Annotated in this window: 20 protein-coding genes and 2 tRNA genes; 2 read left to right on the top strand and 20 right to left on the bottom strand. The window is 66.4% G+C overall.

All coding sequences use genetic code 11. The features are described 5' to 3' along the window. Window positions 1-29: 29 nt before the first annotated feature. Window positions 30-1,292: an NRAMP family divalent metal transporter gene (locus tag CHINAEXTREME_RS11320; protein ID WP_007143660.1), complete on the bottom strand. Its 1,263-nt coding sequence runs from the start codon at window positions 1,290-1,292 to the stop codon at window positions 30-32. 428 nt (window positions 1,293-1,720) lie between these two features. On the opposite strand from CHINAEXTREME_RS11320, the gene CHINAEXTREME_RS11315 reads away from it, so the two are divergent. Further along, entirely contained in the window at window positions 1,721-2,476 is a 756-nt protein-coding gene (locus tag CHINAEXTREME_RS11315; RefSeq protein ID WP_007143659.1) for a sulfite exporter TauE/SafE family protein, read from the top strand. A gap of 96 nt (window positions 2,477-2,572) precedes the next feature. Here the strand turns inward: CHINAEXTREME_RS11315 and idsA3 are convergent, their stop codons facing one another. The 5 genes from idsA3 to mvk form a co-directional block, all read right to left on the bottom strand. Next, window positions 2,573-3,655 (bottom strand): geranylfarnesyl diphosphate synthase, encoded by a 1,083-nt coding sequence (gene idsA3 / locus CHINAEXTREME_RS11310; protein WP_007143658.1) that lies wholly within the window; start codon window positions 3,653-3,655, stop codon window positions 2,573-2,575. Between the two features lie 17 nt (window positions 3,656-3,672). Next, entirely contained in the window at window positions 3,673-5,022 is a 1,350-nt protein-coding gene (locus CHINAEXTREME_RS11305; protein WP_007143657.1) for a ribonuclease J, read from the bottom strand. 227 nt (window positions 5,023-5,249) lie between these two features. Beyond that, the gene (locus CHINAEXTREME_RS11300) at window positions 5,250-5,726 is read right to left on the bottom strand and encodes a nucleotidyltransferase domain-containing protein (protein ID WP_007143656.1); all 477 of its coding nucleotides are present in this window, start codon (window positions 5,724-5,726) and stop codon (window positions 5,250-5,252) included. 1 nt (window position 5,727) lies between these two features. Beyond that, the gene (locus tag CHINAEXTREME_RS11295; RefSeq protein WP_007143655.1) at window positions 5,728-6,477 is read right to left on the bottom strand and encodes an isopentenyl phosphate kinase; all 750 of its coding nucleotides are present in this window, start codon (window positions 6,475-6,477) and stop codon (window positions 5,728-5,730) included. Further along, window positions 6,474-7,460: a mevalonate kinase gene (gene mvk / locus CHINAEXTREME_RS11290; RefSeq protein WP_007143654.1), complete on the bottom strand. Its 987-nt coding sequence runs from the start codon at window positions 7,458-7,460 to the stop codon at window positions 6,474-6,476. Before mvk ends, CHINAEXTREME_RS11295 begins: the two co-directional genes overlap by 4 nt. A gap of 136 nt (window positions 7,461-7,596) precedes the next feature. On the opposite strand from mvk, the gene CHINAEXTREME_RS11285 reads away from it, so the two are divergent. Next, window positions 7,597-8,520 (top strand): thiamine-phosphate synthase family protein, encoded by a 924-nt coding sequence (locus CHINAEXTREME_RS11285; RefSeq protein WP_007143653.1) that lies wholly within the window; start codon window positions 7,597-7,599, stop codon window positions 8,518-8,520. A 55-nt stretch (window positions 8,521-8,575) separates the two neighbouring features. On the opposite strand, the gene CHINAEXTREME_RS22435 is transcribed toward CHINAEXTREME_RS11285, so the two are convergent. The 14 genes from CHINAEXTREME_RS22435 to CHINAEXTREME_RS11220 form a co-directional block, all read right to left on the bottom strand. Then, window positions 8,576-8,701, bottom strand: coding sequence for a hypothetical protein (locus CHINAEXTREME_RS22435; protein ID WP_007143652.1), 126 nt, complete (start codon window positions 8,699-8,701; stop codon window positions 8,576-8,578). Between the two features lie 234 nt (window positions 8,702-8,935). After that, window positions 8,936-9,736 carry a 30S ribosomal protein S2 gene (gene rpsB / locus CHINAEXTREME_RS11280; RefSeq protein WP_007143651.1) on the bottom strand — a complete coding sequence of 267 codons (801 nt, stop codon included), beginning with the start codon at window positions 9,734-9,736 and terminating at the stop codon, window positions 8,936-8,938. Next, window positions 9,733-10,938 carry a phosphopyruvate hydratase gene (gene eno / locus CHINAEXTREME_RS11275; protein WP_007143650.1) on the bottom strand — a complete coding sequence of 402 codons (1,206 nt, stop codon included), beginning with the start codon at window positions 10,936-10,938 and terminating at the stop codon, window positions 9,733-9,735. The genes rpsB and eno overlap by 4 nt, the downstream gene beginning before the upstream one ends. After that, window positions 10,935-11,120, bottom strand: coding sequence for a DNA-directed RNA polymerase subunit K (locus tag CHINAEXTREME_RS11270; protein ID WP_007143649.1), 186 nt, complete (start codon window positions 11,118-11,120; stop codon window positions 10,935-10,937). Before CHINAEXTREME_RS11270 ends, eno begins: the two co-directional genes overlap by 4 nt. 1 nt (window position 11,121) lies before the next feature. Then, window positions 11,122-11,316, bottom strand: a complete 195-nt coding sequence (locus tag CHINAEXTREME_RS11265) for a DNA-directed RNA polymerase subunit N (protein ID WP_007143648.1) — start codon at window positions 11,314-11,316, stop codon at window positions 11,122-11,124. Window positions 11,317-11,328: 12 nt separating this feature from the next. Next, on the bottom strand, window positions 11,329-11,727 hold the full coding sequence (locus CHINAEXTREME_RS11260; RefSeq protein ID WP_007143647.1) for a 30S ribosomal protein S9: 399 nt from the start codon (window positions 11,725-11,727) through the stop codon (window positions 11,329-11,331). Continuing rightward, on the bottom strand, window positions 11,721-12,176 hold the full coding sequence (locus tag CHINAEXTREME_RS11255) for a 50S ribosomal protein L13 (RefSeq protein WP_007143646.1): 456 nt from the start codon (window positions 12,174-12,176) through the stop codon (window positions 11,721-11,723). The genes CHINAEXTREME_RS11260 and CHINAEXTREME_RS11255 overlap by 7 nt, the downstream gene beginning before the upstream one ends. Further along, window positions 12,173-12,526 (bottom strand): 50S ribosomal protein L18e, encoded by a 354-nt coding sequence (locus CHINAEXTREME_RS11250; RefSeq protein WP_007143645.1) that lies wholly within the window; start codon window positions 12,524-12,526, stop codon window positions 12,173-12,175. Before CHINAEXTREME_RS11250 ends, CHINAEXTREME_RS11255 begins: the two co-directional genes overlap by 4 nt. A gap of 231 nt (window positions 12,527-12,757) precedes the next feature. Then, window positions 12,758-12,842: transfer RNA gene (locus CHINAEXTREME_RS11245), tRNA-Leu, on the bottom strand. Window positions 12,843-13,017: 175 nt separating this feature from the next. Beyond that, window positions 13,018-13,767: a DNA-directed RNA polymerase subunit D gene (locus CHINAEXTREME_RS11240; protein ID WP_007143644.1), complete on the bottom strand. Its 750-nt coding sequence runs from the start codon at window positions 13,765-13,767 to the stop codon at window positions 13,018-13,020. A 3-nt stretch (window positions 13,768-13,770) separates the two neighbouring features. Continuing rightward, complete coding sequence (locus CHINAEXTREME_RS11235; protein ID WP_005579703.1) at window positions 13,771-14,160, bottom strand: 30S ribosomal protein S11; 390 nt, start codon at window positions 14,158-14,160, stop codon at window positions 13,771-13,773. Between the two features lie 3 nt (window positions 14,161-14,163). Further along, window positions 14,164-14,685 (bottom strand): 30S ribosomal protein S4, encoded by a 522-nt coding sequence (locus tag CHINAEXTREME_RS11230; RefSeq protein WP_007143643.1) that lies wholly within the window; start codon window positions 14,683-14,685, stop codon window positions 14,164-14,166. 2 nt (window positions 14,686-14,687) lie between these two features. Then, window positions 14,688-15,203, bottom strand: coding sequence for a 30S ribosomal protein S13 (locus tag CHINAEXTREME_RS11225; protein WP_007143642.1), 516 nt, complete (start codon window positions 15,201-15,203; stop codon window positions 14,688-14,690). A 72-nt stretch (window positions 15,204-15,275) separates the two neighbouring features. Next, window positions 15,276-15,358, bottom strand: a tRNA-Ser gene (locus CHINAEXTREME_RS11220). Window positions 15,359-15,385 lie beyond the last annotated feature (27 nt).

Genomic DNA, 15,385 nt, shown 5'->3' with positions numbered 1-15,385 from the left:
GAACCCTCGGGAACGGGATCAGGAGCGGCTCAGAACCCGCCGCCGGTGATCAGGTCCAGGAAGTCCTGCATCGACAGGGCGGCGAGCACGATGGCCAACAACACAAGCGACGCGTTGACGACGTTCAGCTTCAACGAGTTGCGGTACTCGCCCATCGTCTCGCGGTCGTTGACCGCCCAGAACAGCAGAACGGCAGCGACCGGCAACCCGAAGATCCCGTTGTACATCGGGAACAGGATCACCATGTCGACGACCGAGAGGTCCAGGATCCGGCTGATCATGGGCGAGAGTACGCCCACGCCGGTCAGGCTCGCGAAGACGATTTTGAACAGCCGGTCGCCCTTCTGGACGTCCACTCCGGCCGCCTGCGGGACCATGTACGCGGGTGCCCACATGATCGGGATAATGCTGTTGAACGCGGCCGCGATGACGCCGCCGACGAACAGCACCATGGCCCACACGCCCAGCACCTCGACCAGCGCCTCGCCGGGCGTGATGAACGTCTCGAGTTGCGTAAAGCCCATCGGGCGCAGGAGCGCCGCGGCGGCGATCAGGATCGCGATCGTCGTTACGCCGCCGACGGCGTAGCCGATCGCCAGGTCCTCCCGCGCGTCGGGCAGATCGCTCTGTTCCGTCCACCCCTTCTGGTGGACGAGGATCGACTCGAGGAAGAAGTTGGGCCACAGGGCGGTCGTCCCGAGCAGACCGGCGGCCATCGCAAGCGCGCCGAACGTGTCCATCGTCGGGACGAACCCGACGGCGATGTCGCCGGGATTCGCGCCGCTCGGAAGCGCGACGATCACGTAGATGACCATCAGCGACAGCATCATCCCGATCATCACGTTCTCGACGGTGTCGTAGTTCAGCAGGCCGACGCCGATCGCCGCGAACGTCGTCACGACGGCGATCGGTTGCCAGCCGATCGCGCCGCCGAGCAGGAACGAGACGCCCGCGCCGACAGCGGCGACGAGACCGAGGGTCCACGCGATACAGCCGATCGAGAGGAATACCGCGATCGCCGTGGCCCCTGGCCGGCCGAGTTTCTCCCGGACGAATATCATCAGGGGCTCGCCGTGGATCCCCAGTCGGGCGCTCATGTCCTGGGCCATGAAGCCGAGCAGCGCGGCGCCGACGACGGCCCACAACAGCGTGTAGCCGTGCATCACGCCCGCCTGGCTCGCGATGAACACCGATCCGGAGCCGAAGTAGCTGGCGACCATCACGAACGCCAGTCCGTACTGCTGAACCTGTCCGGCGACGTAGTCGACCGAAGAGATATTGCGGATACTCATCCGTCGGCCCTCGCCGTTCGGCGGTCGATTCGTCGCAGGTGTCGGACGCTGACGAACGATTTCCGTGGGGATTCGATACGCTGTGCCTCGTCGGAGTGTGGGTGTATTCGTGTCATGGAGGGTCGTATGCCCGATCCCGAAAATCGGACGAGTGCGGGCGTCACTGAGTGTAGTCCACCTACAGCCAACGGTCGGGGAGATGAGTGTCCACGCCCGGAATATTCAACCGGCACCTTTCGAAACGCCGTACTGCGGCGGGGTCCGGAAGCCGGTCGGATCGCCCCATCGATCCATGGTCGATCGGGTCCAGCCCTCGCCGTTCGGGAGTACGGAACCGGCCGCGAAACCGCACGGGAGGACCGGAAGACCCGCCCACACCAGCAAGGAAAGCCGTTAACCGACCGAGTCGGCTATCGGGCGTCGAGACCGTGGTCGTCACCCTCGAGGTGCTGGTCGCCCTGCTCGCGCTTGCCTTTCTCGGCGGCGTGATCGTCGCCACGATCGGCCCCGGCGGGATCCTCATCGTCACTGGACTCTACCTCCTGACGTCGCTCTCGAGCGACGAGGTCGCGGGCACGTCCAGTGCGATCTTCACCGTCGGCGCGGTGTTCGGCAGCGTCGTCTACGCGCGGTCGGGCGAGATCGACTGGCCGATCGCGGGCGCGGTCAGCGCGGCCGCCGCCGTCGGCACGTGGCTCGGCGTCCGGGCAAACGCCTACCTCTCGCGGCGCGCCTACGGGTTCGTGCTCGCCGCGCTGCTCGCAGTCGTCGGTGCAAACATCGTCTACCGGGAACACCGCGACCTCGAGCCCCGCCTCGAACTCGGCCGGGACGGACGCGGTCTCGCCGCGTTCGCCGGGATCGGGCTCGTGATCGGCGTCTTCGGCGGCCTCCTGGGGATCGGTGGGGCCGCGCTGTCGGCCCCCGCGCTCGTCCTGGTCGGCGTGCCGATGCTCGTGACCATCGCCGTCACGCAGATCGTCGTCGTCTTCACCGCGCTGTTTACCTCGGTCAACTACCTGCTCCGGGACGCGGTCGTCGCGTCGCTGTTCGTGCCGATCACGGCCGCCTACCTCGGGGGCGTCGGCCTCGGCTGGTGGCTCGCCCACCGGATCACCGCGGATCGGCTGAAGCTCGCGCTCGGGGTCGTGCTGATCGGGCTGGCGGTCTCGCTGGTGGTCTGAATTTAAAAGGGAGTCAGCTGGAGCAGCCGCTCGAGACTCCGGGACTCGCTGTCGCTGTGTCCGAAAAGAACGACCGGCGCGGCGTCGGCGTCGGCGTCAGTAACCGCGCTCGATCAGGTAATCCGCAAGCTCCTCGAGCAGGTGTCGCGCCTCGTTGTCCGGCAGGACCTCGAGTCGCCGCTTGCCCTGGTCGACCAGGTCACGTGCCTTCTCGTTGGCGTAGGAGATCGAGCCCGCCGCCTCGAGTTCGGCGACCGCGTCGTCGATCTCGGCCTCGGTGACGGAGTCGACGTCGTCGGTGTCGACGAGCGAGTCGACGTCGACGCCCTGATCCCGGGCGTGGACGGTGATCAGCGTCTGCTTGTTCTCGACGAGGTCGCTGCCCCGCTGTTTGCCGAGCTGATCGCTCGGGACCGTCAGGTCGAGCACGTCGTCCTGGATCTGGAACGCCCGGCCGATGTCCAGCCCGTAGCCGTACAGCGCGTCGACGGTCTCGTCGTCCGCACCCAGCAGGATGGCCGGCAGACAGGCAGACGCCGCGTACAGCACGGCGGTCTTCTGTTCGACCATCTCGAGGTACTCCTCGGGGGTGACGTCCGTTCGTTGCTCGAAGGTGACGTCGAGCGACTGGCCCTCACAGATCTTCGTGCAGGTGGTCGCGAGGACCTCCAGCGCCTCGACGCTCCGGGACGGCTCCGCGCCGGTCCCGAGCATGATCTCGAAGGCCTTCGAGTAGAGCGTGTCGCCGGCGAGGATCGCCGTCTCGAGGTCGTATTCGCGGTGGACGGCGGGGACGCCCCGTCGGAGGTCGTCGTCGTCCATGATGTCGTCGTGGATCAGGGTGAACGACTGGATGACTTCGACGCTGACGGCGGCGTCCATCACGTCGATGGTGTCGGTCGCGTCTGCGTTCGCGTCCGCATTCACGTCGTCGTAAAGCGTCGGGAACTCCCGGTAATCGGTCGACAGCGGCTCGACGTCGGCCAGCGCCTCCGCGGTCGTCAACAGGACCGTCGGCCGGAGTCGCTTGCCCCCGGCATCCAGCAGATACCGGGACGCCTCGTAGAGCCGTTCGGGTTTCTGGACCGGCAACTCCTCGGGAATCGCCTCGTTGACTCGACGACGACGCTTCCGGACCGCTTCGAGCACCGCCTCCTCGCGTGCCTCGGGGGTTGTCATATCGATGGATGTCAGTATCAGTCCACGAGCTGGATCAGGTTACCGTTGCGCGTCGCGTGGAGGTCCCGCCCGAGCGCGTAGCCCTGGTTCTCGGCGAGGTCGATGTACTTCGCCAGGTGCTCGAGGTCCTGGTGGGCGGGGATGACGTTCTGGGGCTGCAGAGCGTCCAGCATCTCGTAGTGGCCCTCCTGGTTCATGTGCCCCGAGACGTGGATGTCGTCGTAGATACGAGCGCCCTGCATGCCCAGCAACTTCTCGGCCTGGTAGCGCTGGCCCTCGTTGGTCGGCTCCGGGATGACGCGGGCCGAGAAGACGACCTTGTCGCCGCCCTCGAGTTCGTAGGGCGTCTCGCCGCGGGCCATCCGGGTGAGCATCGCGCGTGGCTCGCCCTGGTGGCCCGTGACGATAGGCAGGAAGTTCTCCTTGCCCTCGTTCATGATCCGCTTGAACGTGCGGTCGACGGACTTGCGGTGGCCGAACATCCCGAGGTCGGTCGGGAAGTCGACGAAGTCCAGCCGCTCTGCGGTGCCGGAGTACTTCTCCATCGATCGGCCGAGCAGGACGGGCTGGCGACCGATGTCGTCGGCGAACTCGACGAGCGATTTGACGCGGGCGATGTGGGAGGAGAACGTCGTCGCGACGATGCCGCCGTCGTAGTCCTCCATGCTGTAGAGGGTGTCACGGAGGTGCTCGCGGGCGACGCTCTCACTGGGGGTCCGACCCTTCTTCCCCGCGTTCGTACAGTCCTCGATGTAACAGAGGACGCCCTCGTCCTCACGACCGATCTCGCGGAACCGCTCCATGTCGATCGGGTCGCCGATGACCGGCGTGTGGTCCATCCGCTTGTCGAGCCCGTAGACGATGGCGCCCTCGGGCGTGTGAAGGACCGGGTTGATCGCGTCGATGATCGAGTGGGTGACGTTGACGAACTCGAGTTCGACCCCGTGGTCGCCGATCGTCATCGTCTCGCCGGCGTCCATCTTGACGAGGTCGTTCTCGACACCGAACTTCTGTTCGCTCTCGATCTGCTGTTTGACCAGCTCGATCGTGAACGGCGTCGCGACGACCGGCGCGTCGTATCGGTGGGCGAGCTTGCTGATCGCTCCGATGTGGTCCAGGTGACCGTGGGTGGGGACGATCGCCTGCACGTCGCCCTCCAAGTCGCTCATGATCCGATCGTCCGGGATCGCTCCCATGTCGATCAGATCGAGACTGTGCATCCGCTCGGTTTCGACGTTGTCGTGGATCAGCACCTGCGAGAGGTTCAGACCCATGTCGAAGATGACGACGTCGTTCCCGGCGCGGACGGCAGTCATCTGCCGTCCGACTTCCTCGTAGCCGCCAATTGTTGCGATTTCGATTTCCATGGTTCGTTGTACTGAAAGCCGTGATCGACTCCAGCGTATCGAAACGGTCCGCGGACTGTCGATTACGGCCCCGGCGTCTTACAGCGCGTCGGCCATCCCGCTATGCGTTCGGAACCGCAGCGATCGTCCCGCGACAACCGTCGCGGAACCCGAACGCACTTGCCCGCGGGTTTCGGTATCCATCCCTACACGCCCGGGTGTTAAAAACGCAGTGGGTTGGTCGTCGGCTACGCCGAGTCGGTCTCGGCGTACTCACAGAGCAGTTTCGCGCGCTCGGATCGCCCCAGCCGCTCGTAGGCCTTCGCCTCGTACTCGAGCGAGAGCACGGGGACTCGCGTCCCATCCGCCATGGCGAACGTTCGGTGGGCGGCGACGTCGACCGGGAGTTCCCACGTTCCGTCGGCGTCGCGCTTCTGTACCGCGCCCATGATCTCGACGCGGACGCCGCGGCGTTCGAGGGCGCCGAAGTGGGAGCGAATCCGATCGCCCTCCTCGAACGGGACCGGGTCGACGACCGACTCCGGGAACCGGTCCGCGATCCCGTACGCGCCGTCTTCGGTCGTCTGGACGTCGACGTCGTTCGGCTCGACCGGAACGCCCTGGAGGGCGAAGGCGGTACTCCCGGTGAGCGCCCACTCGAGATGCTCCGGAAGCCGCTCGGTGAGCGTCCGAACCACCGCGAGATACCGCGACTCGAGCGCCATCTCACTCGATCGTCGTCCCCGGGTTCTCGCCGGCGAGGAACGGCTCCAGTCCCTCGAGCCCGAAGATCGAGGCCTCGGCCTCGAGTTCGAGCAGCGCCCGCACCTTCGCGGCCATCCCGCCGGTGACGTCGGTCGCGTCGCTTTCCCCTAACACGTCCGCCGCGTCCTCGAACGCCACGATCTCGTCGATCACCTCGTCGTTCCCGTCGAGGACGCCCGGTACCGTCGAACAGAGGCCGATCCGGTCGGCCCCCAGTTGGCGGGCGAGGTCGACCACGAGTTCGTCGCCGCTGACGATCGTCGCACCCGTTCCGGCGTGAGCGATCACGTCGCCGTGGAGGACGGGCACGAACCCCTCCCCGAGCAGCGTTCGGACCTGCGTCGTCGGCAGGTCGAGGTCGCCGTCGTCGTCGCGGGAGGCCGTCGAGAGCGGGTGAACCGGTACCGCCTCGAGGTCCCGCTCGTGGAGCCGACCGAGGACGAAGCGGTTCAGCGTCCCCATCGCGCCGTGGATGTCCATCACGGCTCCGGCCTCGTGGGTCCCTTCGGTCGTGGTAACGCCGTGTTCGCTCGCGTTGTGGTGGCCGAAGCTCCCGCCGCCGTGGACGATCACGAGCCTTTCGTCCTCGTCTTCGTCGTCCGCAAGCGCCGTCTCGATCGCGTCTGCCGCCCGCTCGAGGGCGTCGCCGTCCAGCGTCTCCGCGCGATCCTTCTCGGTGATGACGCTTCCGCCGAGTTTGAGGACGATCATTCGAGCCGCTTCACCCCCTCCTCGGCGAGTTCCGCGCGGAACGCCTCCTCGCAGCCGGGGGTAAAGGACAGCGCGGTCTCGGTCTCCTCGGTCGGATCGAGGGCGACGATACAGCCGCCCCCGCCCGCGCCGGTCAGCTTCGCGCCGTAGGCGTCGGCGTCCCGGGCCGCCCAGACCATCGAGTCGAGCGACCGGGAGGAGACCCCGAGTGCCGACAGCAGGCCGTGGTTGAAGTCCATCAGTCGGCCGATTTCCGCGACGTCGCCGTCGGCAAGCGCCTGCTCGCCCTGCCGGACCACGTCGCCGATCGCTTCGACTGTGTCGGCAGCGAACTCGTACTCCTCGCGCAAGTTCCGGACCCCGGCGACGAGTTCGCCGGTGTCGCCCGCGCCGCCGTCGAAGCCGATCACGATCGGCAGGTCCGGCGCGTCGATCGAGCGACAGTCGTCGCCCTCGACCCTGACCGCGCCCCCGGTCGCCGAGCAGAACGTGTCCGCCCGGGAGGCCTGGCCGTCCTGGACCTCGTACTCGGTTCGGTAGGCCCGCTCGGCGAGTTCGTCGATCTCGAGGGTAACGTCGAGTTCGCGGGCCGCGGCGTCGATGGCGGCGACGACGACCGCCGCCGACGATCCCAGCCCGGCACCCAGGGGGATGTCGCTCTCGATGGTCACGTCGAAGCCGACGTCGTCCTCCCCGGTCACGTCCCGGACCTGCTGGATCGCCTCGTCGACGTAGCCCATCGCCGCGCTGACCAGCGATTCCGACGCGTCGATGTCGGGCCGCCCGTCGGCGGGACCCCCGTACTCCACCGTGAACCCGTCCAGGCTCAGGTCCTCCGCGTGGACCCGGAGTTTGCTGTCCGATCGCTGCTCGACGCCGACCCGCGCCCGTACCTCGATGGCACACGGGACGGCTGGCTCGCCGTAGACGACTGCGTGCTCCCCGAAGAGATAGACCTTGCCGGGGGCGCTCGAGACTGCCATAGGCGGGCGTTCGCACGACGACGGTTAATAGCTATCCTCTCGCAGCGGGCCGGATCCGGCCCCGGGTGCTTCGGGAGCCGGTGGGCCTGTAGCCGGACTTAAGCCACCGCCGTCCGAACCTCCGACGAACCAAACCATGTCGCTTGTCCTGCCGAGCGAGATCGTCGTCGACCGATTCCTGCCGACGGTGCGTGCGATGCTGGCGACCCGGCTGGCCGACCGCGGGATGACCCAACAGGAGATCGCCGCCGAACTCGGCGTCACCCAGGCCGCCGTCAGCAAGTACGTCAGCGGCGAGGGCGGCGGCGACGACCGCTTCCGGAACCACCCCGAAACCGTCGCGACCGTCGACCGTATCGCCGACGGCCTCGCCGGCGGCGAGATGGACGGCTACGACGCGCTCGCCGAACTCCTCGCGCTCGTACGCACCCTCGAGGACCGCGGCCCGGTCTGTGAGATCCACGAGGAGGAGATGCCCGAACTCCGGGGCCTGGGCTGTGACCTCTGCGTCCGCGGGCTCGACCCGGACGTCCGGGCCGAACGCGACGTCCTCGCGAACGTCCGGACGGCCGCGCGGACCCTCGCCTCGATCCCCCGGATGGCCGACTACATCCCTAACGTGGGCACCAACGTGGGCATGGCCCTGCCCGACCCCGACGACGAAACCGACGTAGCCGCCGTCCCCGGCCGGATCTACGCGATGGGCGGCCGGATCGAGATCCCCGCAAATCCGGAATTCGGCGCGTCGAAACACGTCGCCACCGCGGTACTCGCGGCAAACGCCGTCGATCCCGACGTCCGCGGCGCGATCAACGTCGCCACCGACGACGCCCTGCTCGAGCGGGCCAGGGAAGCGGGGATCGAACCGCTCGAGTTCGACGCCGACTACGAGGACCGGGGCGACCACCTCCGGGAGCGGTTCGCCGAGCGCGGGACCGTACCGCCCGTCGCCTACCACCGCGGCGCGTTCGGGATCGAACCCGCGACCTACGTCTTCGGCGGGACGGCCGTCGAGGCCGCGGAACTGATCGAGTCGCTGGTAGCGGACGACTCGCGGTGAACGCGGAGTAATCGGGAGCGAAACGGAAAAGAACGGGTAGCGGAAAACGGCCCCTTCAGACCAGCCCCACGAGCACTCGATACGGGATTCCGAGCGCGAAGATCCCGATCAGCGCCGCCGCCGCGAGCAGGACTACCGGCGGAATCTTCTCCTCTTCGAACTCGAAGACGTTGTCGATCATCGTACTCGTGCCGGACCTTTCTCCGGACCCAAGGTAACTCCTTCCCTTCGCCCTCGAGCGGGAGCCGGACGTCCCGGCTCGAGTTCGGGTTCGGGTTCGGCTCAGAAGACTCGAGCGTCGCCGTAACCGGCCGTTACAGCAGATACCGACGGCTGGTGGGCTAGCAGAAACGGAAACGAACGGACGAACGGACGAACGGATCGAAACAGGACGATAAACGGCGAACTGAACGGATTAGACTCCGCTCTCGAAGTCCTCGAGGGAGTAGGACGGCTCCGCGCCGCGGCGGTCGAGGACCTCGTTCGCGAGCAGCCAGTAGACGACCGAGAGGGCCTTGCGACCCTTGTTGTTCGTGGGAACGACCAGGTCGACGTTGCTGACCTGGTTGTTCGAGTCACACATCGCGATGACCGGGATACCCACCGTGATCGCTTCCTTGACGGCCTGGGCGTCGCCGATCGGGTCAGTGACGACGAGCACGTCGGGTTCGATGTAGCCGTCGTACTTGGGATTCGTCAGCGTGCCCGGGATGAAGCGGCCGGTGCGGGCGCGAGCGCCCACGGCCTCGGCGAACTTCTCCGCCGGGAACCGACCGTACTGGCGACTCGAGGTGACCAGGATCTGTTCGGGCGAGTAGTTCGAGAGGAAGTCCGCGGCCGTACGGATGCGCTGGTCGGTCTTCGAGACGTCCAGCACGTAGAGACCGTCGGTCCGGACGCGGTGGATGAACCGCTCCATGTCCTTGGTCTTCTGCTGGGTCCCGATGTGGACACCGGCGCCGAGGTAGTCCTCGACGGGGATGAGCAGGTCTGCCTCTTCGTCGGACATCACGTCGTCGTCGAGGGCAGGCCCCGCGTCTTCCTCGGTTTCTTCGGCGTCGGCGTCGGCCTCGGCGGCCTCGGCGTCGGCGGTCTGTTCCGCTGGCTCGACGTCGTCCTGATCGGCGGCGGGGCCAGCCCCTTCGGCCGGCTCCTCGTCGATCTCCTCTTCGGCGGCGTCGAGCCCTTCCTGGGTTGCGTCGTTGTCGTCTGTCATGTCGCGTCGTCTGCGATTCTGATGAGCTCGTTGAGCTTGGCGGTTCGCTCGCCGCCGACGGCACCGGTCTTGATGAACGGTGCGTCGGTCGCGACGGCGAGGTGTGCGATCGTCGCGTCCTCCGTCTCACCGGATCGGTGGGAGACGACGGGATCGTAGCCGTTCTCGATCGCGAGTTCGATCGCGTCGAAGGCGTCGGAAAGCGTCCCGATCTGGTTGGGCTTGATCAGGATGCTGTTCCCCGCGTCGCGGTCGATCCCCTCCCGGAGGCGCTCTGTGTTGGTGACGAACAGGTCGTCGCCACAGATCAGCGTCTCGTCGCCGACCTCGTCAGTCAGCTCGGCGAAGGCGTCGTAGTCGTCCTCGTCGAGGGGATCCTCGACGTAGACCAGATCGTACTCGTCGACGAGTTCGGCGACGTACGCGATCTGTTCGTCGGTGTCGCGGCTCTCGTCGCTGTACTCGTACGTTTCCGAGTCGGAATCGTACAGCTCCGCGCCGGCGACGTCGAGCCCGAACCCGATCTCGAATCCGACCTCGTCCTCGACCAGCGAGACCGCCTCGTCGACGATCTCGAACGCCTCGGCGTCGTCGATCGACGGTGCCCACGCGCCCTCGTCGCCCTTACCGCAGGCGATGTCACGGTCCTCGAGCAGGTTCGCGACGGCCTCGTGGACGGCGGCGTTGGCGAAGACGGCGTCTTCGACGCTCGGTGCACCGACGGGCGCAGCGAGGAACTCCTGGATGTCCGTCGCGTCGGCGGCGTGTTCGCCGCCGCCGACGACGTTCCCCAGCGGGATCGGGAAGTTGTCCCCGCGGAAGGTGCCGCCCAGGTGCTGGAACAGCGGCGCGCCCAGCACGTCGGCGCCGGCCTTCGCGGCGGCCATCGAGATCGCGACCGCGCTGTTGGCACCGATCTCGGAGAAGTCGTCGGTTCCGTCGGCCGCACGCAGGATCGCGTCGACCTCGCGCTGGTTGCCGGCGTAGGCCTCGCCGACCAGCCGGGGAACGGCGTGTTCCCGGGCCGCGGCGATCGCCTCGCTCGGCGGGCGTTCGACAGCCTCGTACTCGCCGGTGCTTGCGCCGCTCGGTGCGGCCGCACGGCCGAAGCCGCCGCTTTCCGTGAGCACGTCGGCCTCGACGGTCGGATTCCCGCGTGAGTCCAGCGTCCGGCGGAGTCGAACGTCGGTGATCAGCGTCATTTCCGATCCTTCCCTCGCTTGACCGTAAAGGGTAACACGCCAGCGTCGTACTCCTCCGCCGCGATCAGGATCGGCTCGGCTCGATCCGTCTCGATCAGCACGGGTGCCCCGTAGGACACCTGCAGCGCTCGAGCGCCGAGGATGCGCGCCTTTTCGTATCGGTTGTGTTGTTCCTGTTGCATGTTACTGGTACGGGGAGACGACGTCGACGAGGTCGGTGTGACTCACGAGCATGCGCCGACAGCAGTAGCGGTCGACGCCGAGGTCGTCGAGCACTTCCTGGGGATCCTCGTCGCCTTCGTTCGCTCGCTCGTCGAACTCCTCCCAGTGCTCGCCGACGACGTTGCCACAGGTGAAACACCGAACCGGTACCATCATATCTGAATCACCTTAGCGGTAGGACTTCTGGTAGCGCGCCCGAGCGCCCGGGCCGCCCCACTTCTTGGGTTCGGACTGTCGAACGTCGTTGACCAGCAGCGACCGGTCGAACTCCATGAACGCGTCGCGGAGTTCGGCGTCGTTCGTGTGCTGGACGATGCCGCGAGCGATGGCGGTGCGGACGGCGTCGGCCTGTCCGCTGATGCCACCACCCTCGACGTCGACGTCGATGTCCACTTCGTTACGGAGCTCCTCGCCCGCGATGCGGAACGGCTCGAGCATCTTGAGCCGCGACATCTCGGGCTCGACCAGCTCGACGGGCTGGGAGTTGATTCGCACGCGACCCTCGCCGTCGCGCACCGTTGCGCGAGCGACGGCGGTCTTTTTCTTGCCGCTCGTGTTCGTTACCATGTGACGTTAGCACCGAGTTGTTCGGAGACTTCGCCCAGCTGGACGAAGCGAATGTTCGAAAGCCGGTCCAGCGACGTGTCCTCGAGCACTTCGGCGTCGCGCTCGTCGTCGCCCTCGTAGGGGTTCCCGACGTAGACGCGGACGTTCTCGAACGCTTCGCGACCGCGGGGCTTCTTGTACGGAAGCATCCCACGGATCGAGCGCTTGAAGATCGTGTCCGGTCGCTTCGGGTAGTACGGTCCGCTGTCGGACCCGAGCTGGAGTCGCTTGCGGTAGGTGCCGAAGACGTCTTCCTTGTCGCCAGTGATGACGGCGTCCTCGGCGTTGACGACGGCGACTCGCTCGCCGTCGAGGGCCCGCTGTGCGACCTGGCTCGCGACGCGACCGAGAATGCAGTCCCGGGCGTCGACGACGACGTCCGCGTCGAACTCTGCAACGTTTACACTCATCGAATCACCCGCACGTTGGATCCGTCTGGGTTCTCTTCGAGCACCTGCTCGAGCGGTACTGGTTCGCCGACCTGGTCGATCTTCGTCTCGGCCGACGAGGAGAAGTCGACGGCGGCGACGGTGACGTTCTTCTGTAGTGCGCCCGATCCCAGCACTTTGCCGGGAACGACGACGGTCTCTTCTTCGCGTGCGTATCGCTCGATCTGGCCCAGGTTCACCTCAGCGTGGGTGCGCCGGGGCTTCTCGAGACGATCCGCAACGTCTCGCCAGACGTCGGCGTCCTCCTCGCGGGACGTCGACTTCAGCTCGGCGATGAGATCGGTAAGCCTCGGATTAGTCTTGCTACTCATTGGTTACCTCCAAATCTGCAGTGAACGCCGACGGAGCGTCGGCGGTCGTGATCGTAATCGTAATCGTGGTCGTAGTCGACCGTGGAATCGATTCGAGAGAAGTGATGCAGGGAGCAGGATTTGAACCGCCGGGAGACGGTCGGTCTCGCGAATGCTCGACCGCTGCGACTCCCGTGGCTCAAACCTGCACGTTCCATTTTTGCGGCTCTTCCGTTGGTCGAGCCGAAAAAATGCAGGGAGCAGGATTTGAACCTGCGGACTCCTACGAGACAGCGCCCTGAACGCTGCGCCGTTGGCCTAACTTGGCTATCCCTGCTCGCACTTCCGTGTACCCGCCGCCCCTTCAAACCCCTTTCGATTCCAGTGGACGAAGCCGCCGGGGACGCGGTCGCGCCAGTCTCGTGGCTCACGGCGCAGGCGCTGCTGTGTGCGTCCTCGCGGTCGGCTTCGGCCGGTTCGGGTCGGGGGCGTCGGTTCATACTTGTGTTATGTTATAGCTGTACGGCTTCTTCGAGATCGGTCGCGCGCGCCTCGATCGAGTCGGCGGCTCGCGTCACCAGCTCCTCGACGTCGAGCGAGCCGTCCGTCTCCACGTGGAAGACGAAGGCGTTCGGGACGTCCTCGACCTCGACCTCCTTGCCCGGATACCGGTTCGAGAGGTCGTGGTCGAATTCGCTGGTGGGAACGAGCTCGCCGTCGTCCTCGATGACGCCGCGGACGATCCGACTCTCCTCGTCCTCGAACTCCGGCAGGTCGCCGACGACCTCCACGCGCTGGAGGTGTCGGTAGCCGATCGCGACCCCGCCCTGGTGTTTGGCGTGGTCTTTCCCGTGGTCGAGCACGGCGTCGGCTTCGGCCTCGAGCCGCTGGTCTTCCTTGAGCTCGATGATCGGGACGTTCTCGTCCGCGGGCTGGACGAGGTCGTCCTCGGAGACGAGGTCGCCCGAGTAGGCGGTGGCCGGCCCTTCGACGTCGATCGAGAGCGTGACGGTGTCGTCCTCGCCGAACTCCCCTTCAGGAGGGGTCGTCAGCGGGACGAGCCCGAGTCGCAGGGCGAGTTGCTCGTCGAACATGACCGACGAGTTCTCGATGAACCGGACGGTATCGATCGCCATCGTCGGCACGTCGGCGACCATCGCACGACGGATGCCGTTGGCGAATCCGGGCGAGATCCCGCGGACGAGGAAGCGCGCTTCGCGTTCCCCGTGTTCGACGAACTCGACGTCGTACTCTTCGCTCATGATCTAGTAGCCGCCCTTTCCTTTCGGTGCGCGCGATCCGTCGTGCGGGATCGGCGTGACGTCCTCGATGCGTCCGATCTCGATGCCGGAGCGGGCCAGGGCACGGATCGTCGCCTGGGCACCCGGCCCGGGGGACTTCTGGAGGTTACCGCCAGGGCCGCGAACGCGGACGTGCAGTCCGGTGATGCCGGCAGCCTTGACCTCCTCGGCGACGGACTCGGCCATCTGCATGGCCGCGTACGGCGACGCCTCGTCGCGGTTCTGCTTGACCGCCGTCCCGCCGGAGGACTTGGCGATCGTCTCCGCGCCCGTGAGGTCCGTCACGGTCATGATGGTGTTGTTGAACGATGCGTGCACGTGGGCGATGCCCCACTTTTCGTCGTCCTGACTCATGGTTTACTGACCCTCCGCGCGCTCTGGGTGGAGTTCGTCCGCGAGCGGACTGTTCTCGTCGAACGCGACGAGGTCCTCCTCGTCGACGTCGACGACGTACGACGGGACCCGGTGGCGCTGGCCGTCGACCGTCACGTGCCCGTGCGTGATGAACTGTCGGGCCTGTTCGGTCGTGTTCGCGAGTCCCTTGCGGTAGACGACCGTCTGGAGACGGCGCTCGAGAATGTCCTCGATCTCGAGACCGAGGACGTCGCCGAGTTCGTCACCCTCGTCGAGGATGCCGACGCGCTTGAGGCGGCCGACGAACTCCTCGGAGCGTTCGATGACGGTTTCGTCTCCCTGGGCCTGGCCGAGCAGGTCTCGAGCCTCGCGCCGGTAGGAACGAAGCTCGGACTGGGCCCGCCAGAGTTCCTCCTTGTTCTTGAGGCCGTAGCGGTCGATGAGGGAGTGTTCGGTGGCGATGCGCTCACCCTGGTAGGGGTGATTCGGCGTCTCGTACTGTTTGGTGTCGGTTCCGAGTGGCATCGTTATTCACCCTCCTCCTCGCCGGCTTCGGCTTCTTCTTCGCGGATCTCTTCGACGTTGACCCCGATGGTGCCCTCCGTACGACCGGTGGACTTGGTCCGCTGACCGCGAACCTTCTGCCCGCGCTTGTGTCGAACTCCCCTGTAGGAGTCGATCATCTTCATCCGGTTGATGTCGTGCTGGCGGGTCAGCTCGAGATCGTTGCCGATCTCGTGGGTCGTTTCGCCGCTGTAGAAGTCCGACTGGCGGTTGTTGAGCCAGTCAGGAACTTCGTCCGCGTAGTTCTCTACGAGTTCGACGACCTCGTCGATGACGTCGTCGTCGAGTCGACCGAACGTCGCCGTTCGGTCGACGCCCGCTTTCTCGGCGATGAGTCGGGCGGTTCGGCGACCGATCCCGTTCATCTCCGACAGCGAGCGCTCGACCGACTTCGTCCCGTCGAGGTCGGTTTGACCGATACGGACGAAGTACTGAAGGTCTTCGTCCTCGTCTTGCTCTTGGGGTTCTTCCGCGCTCATGTATCGTGTATCTGTGTCTGGTCTGCAGGCGTTGCAAATGCGACTGGCAGAAAGCCAGTCCGGTAAGTCCGACGTCGTGGCGGGGATTCGAACCCCGGAGGCTTGACGCCACATGGTTAGCAACCATGCGCCTTGGGCCGCTTGGCTACCACGACACCGTGTGCGTTCCTATCATCGCCCTC

It is taken from the genome of Halobiforma lacisalsi AJ5 (assembly GCF_000226975.2).
Taxonomy (GTDB): Archaea; Halobacteriota; Halobacteria; order Halobacteriales; family Natrialbaceae; genus Natronobacterium; species Natronobacterium lacisalsi.
This window is presented reverse-complemented; position numbering and strand designations above follow the sequence as displayed.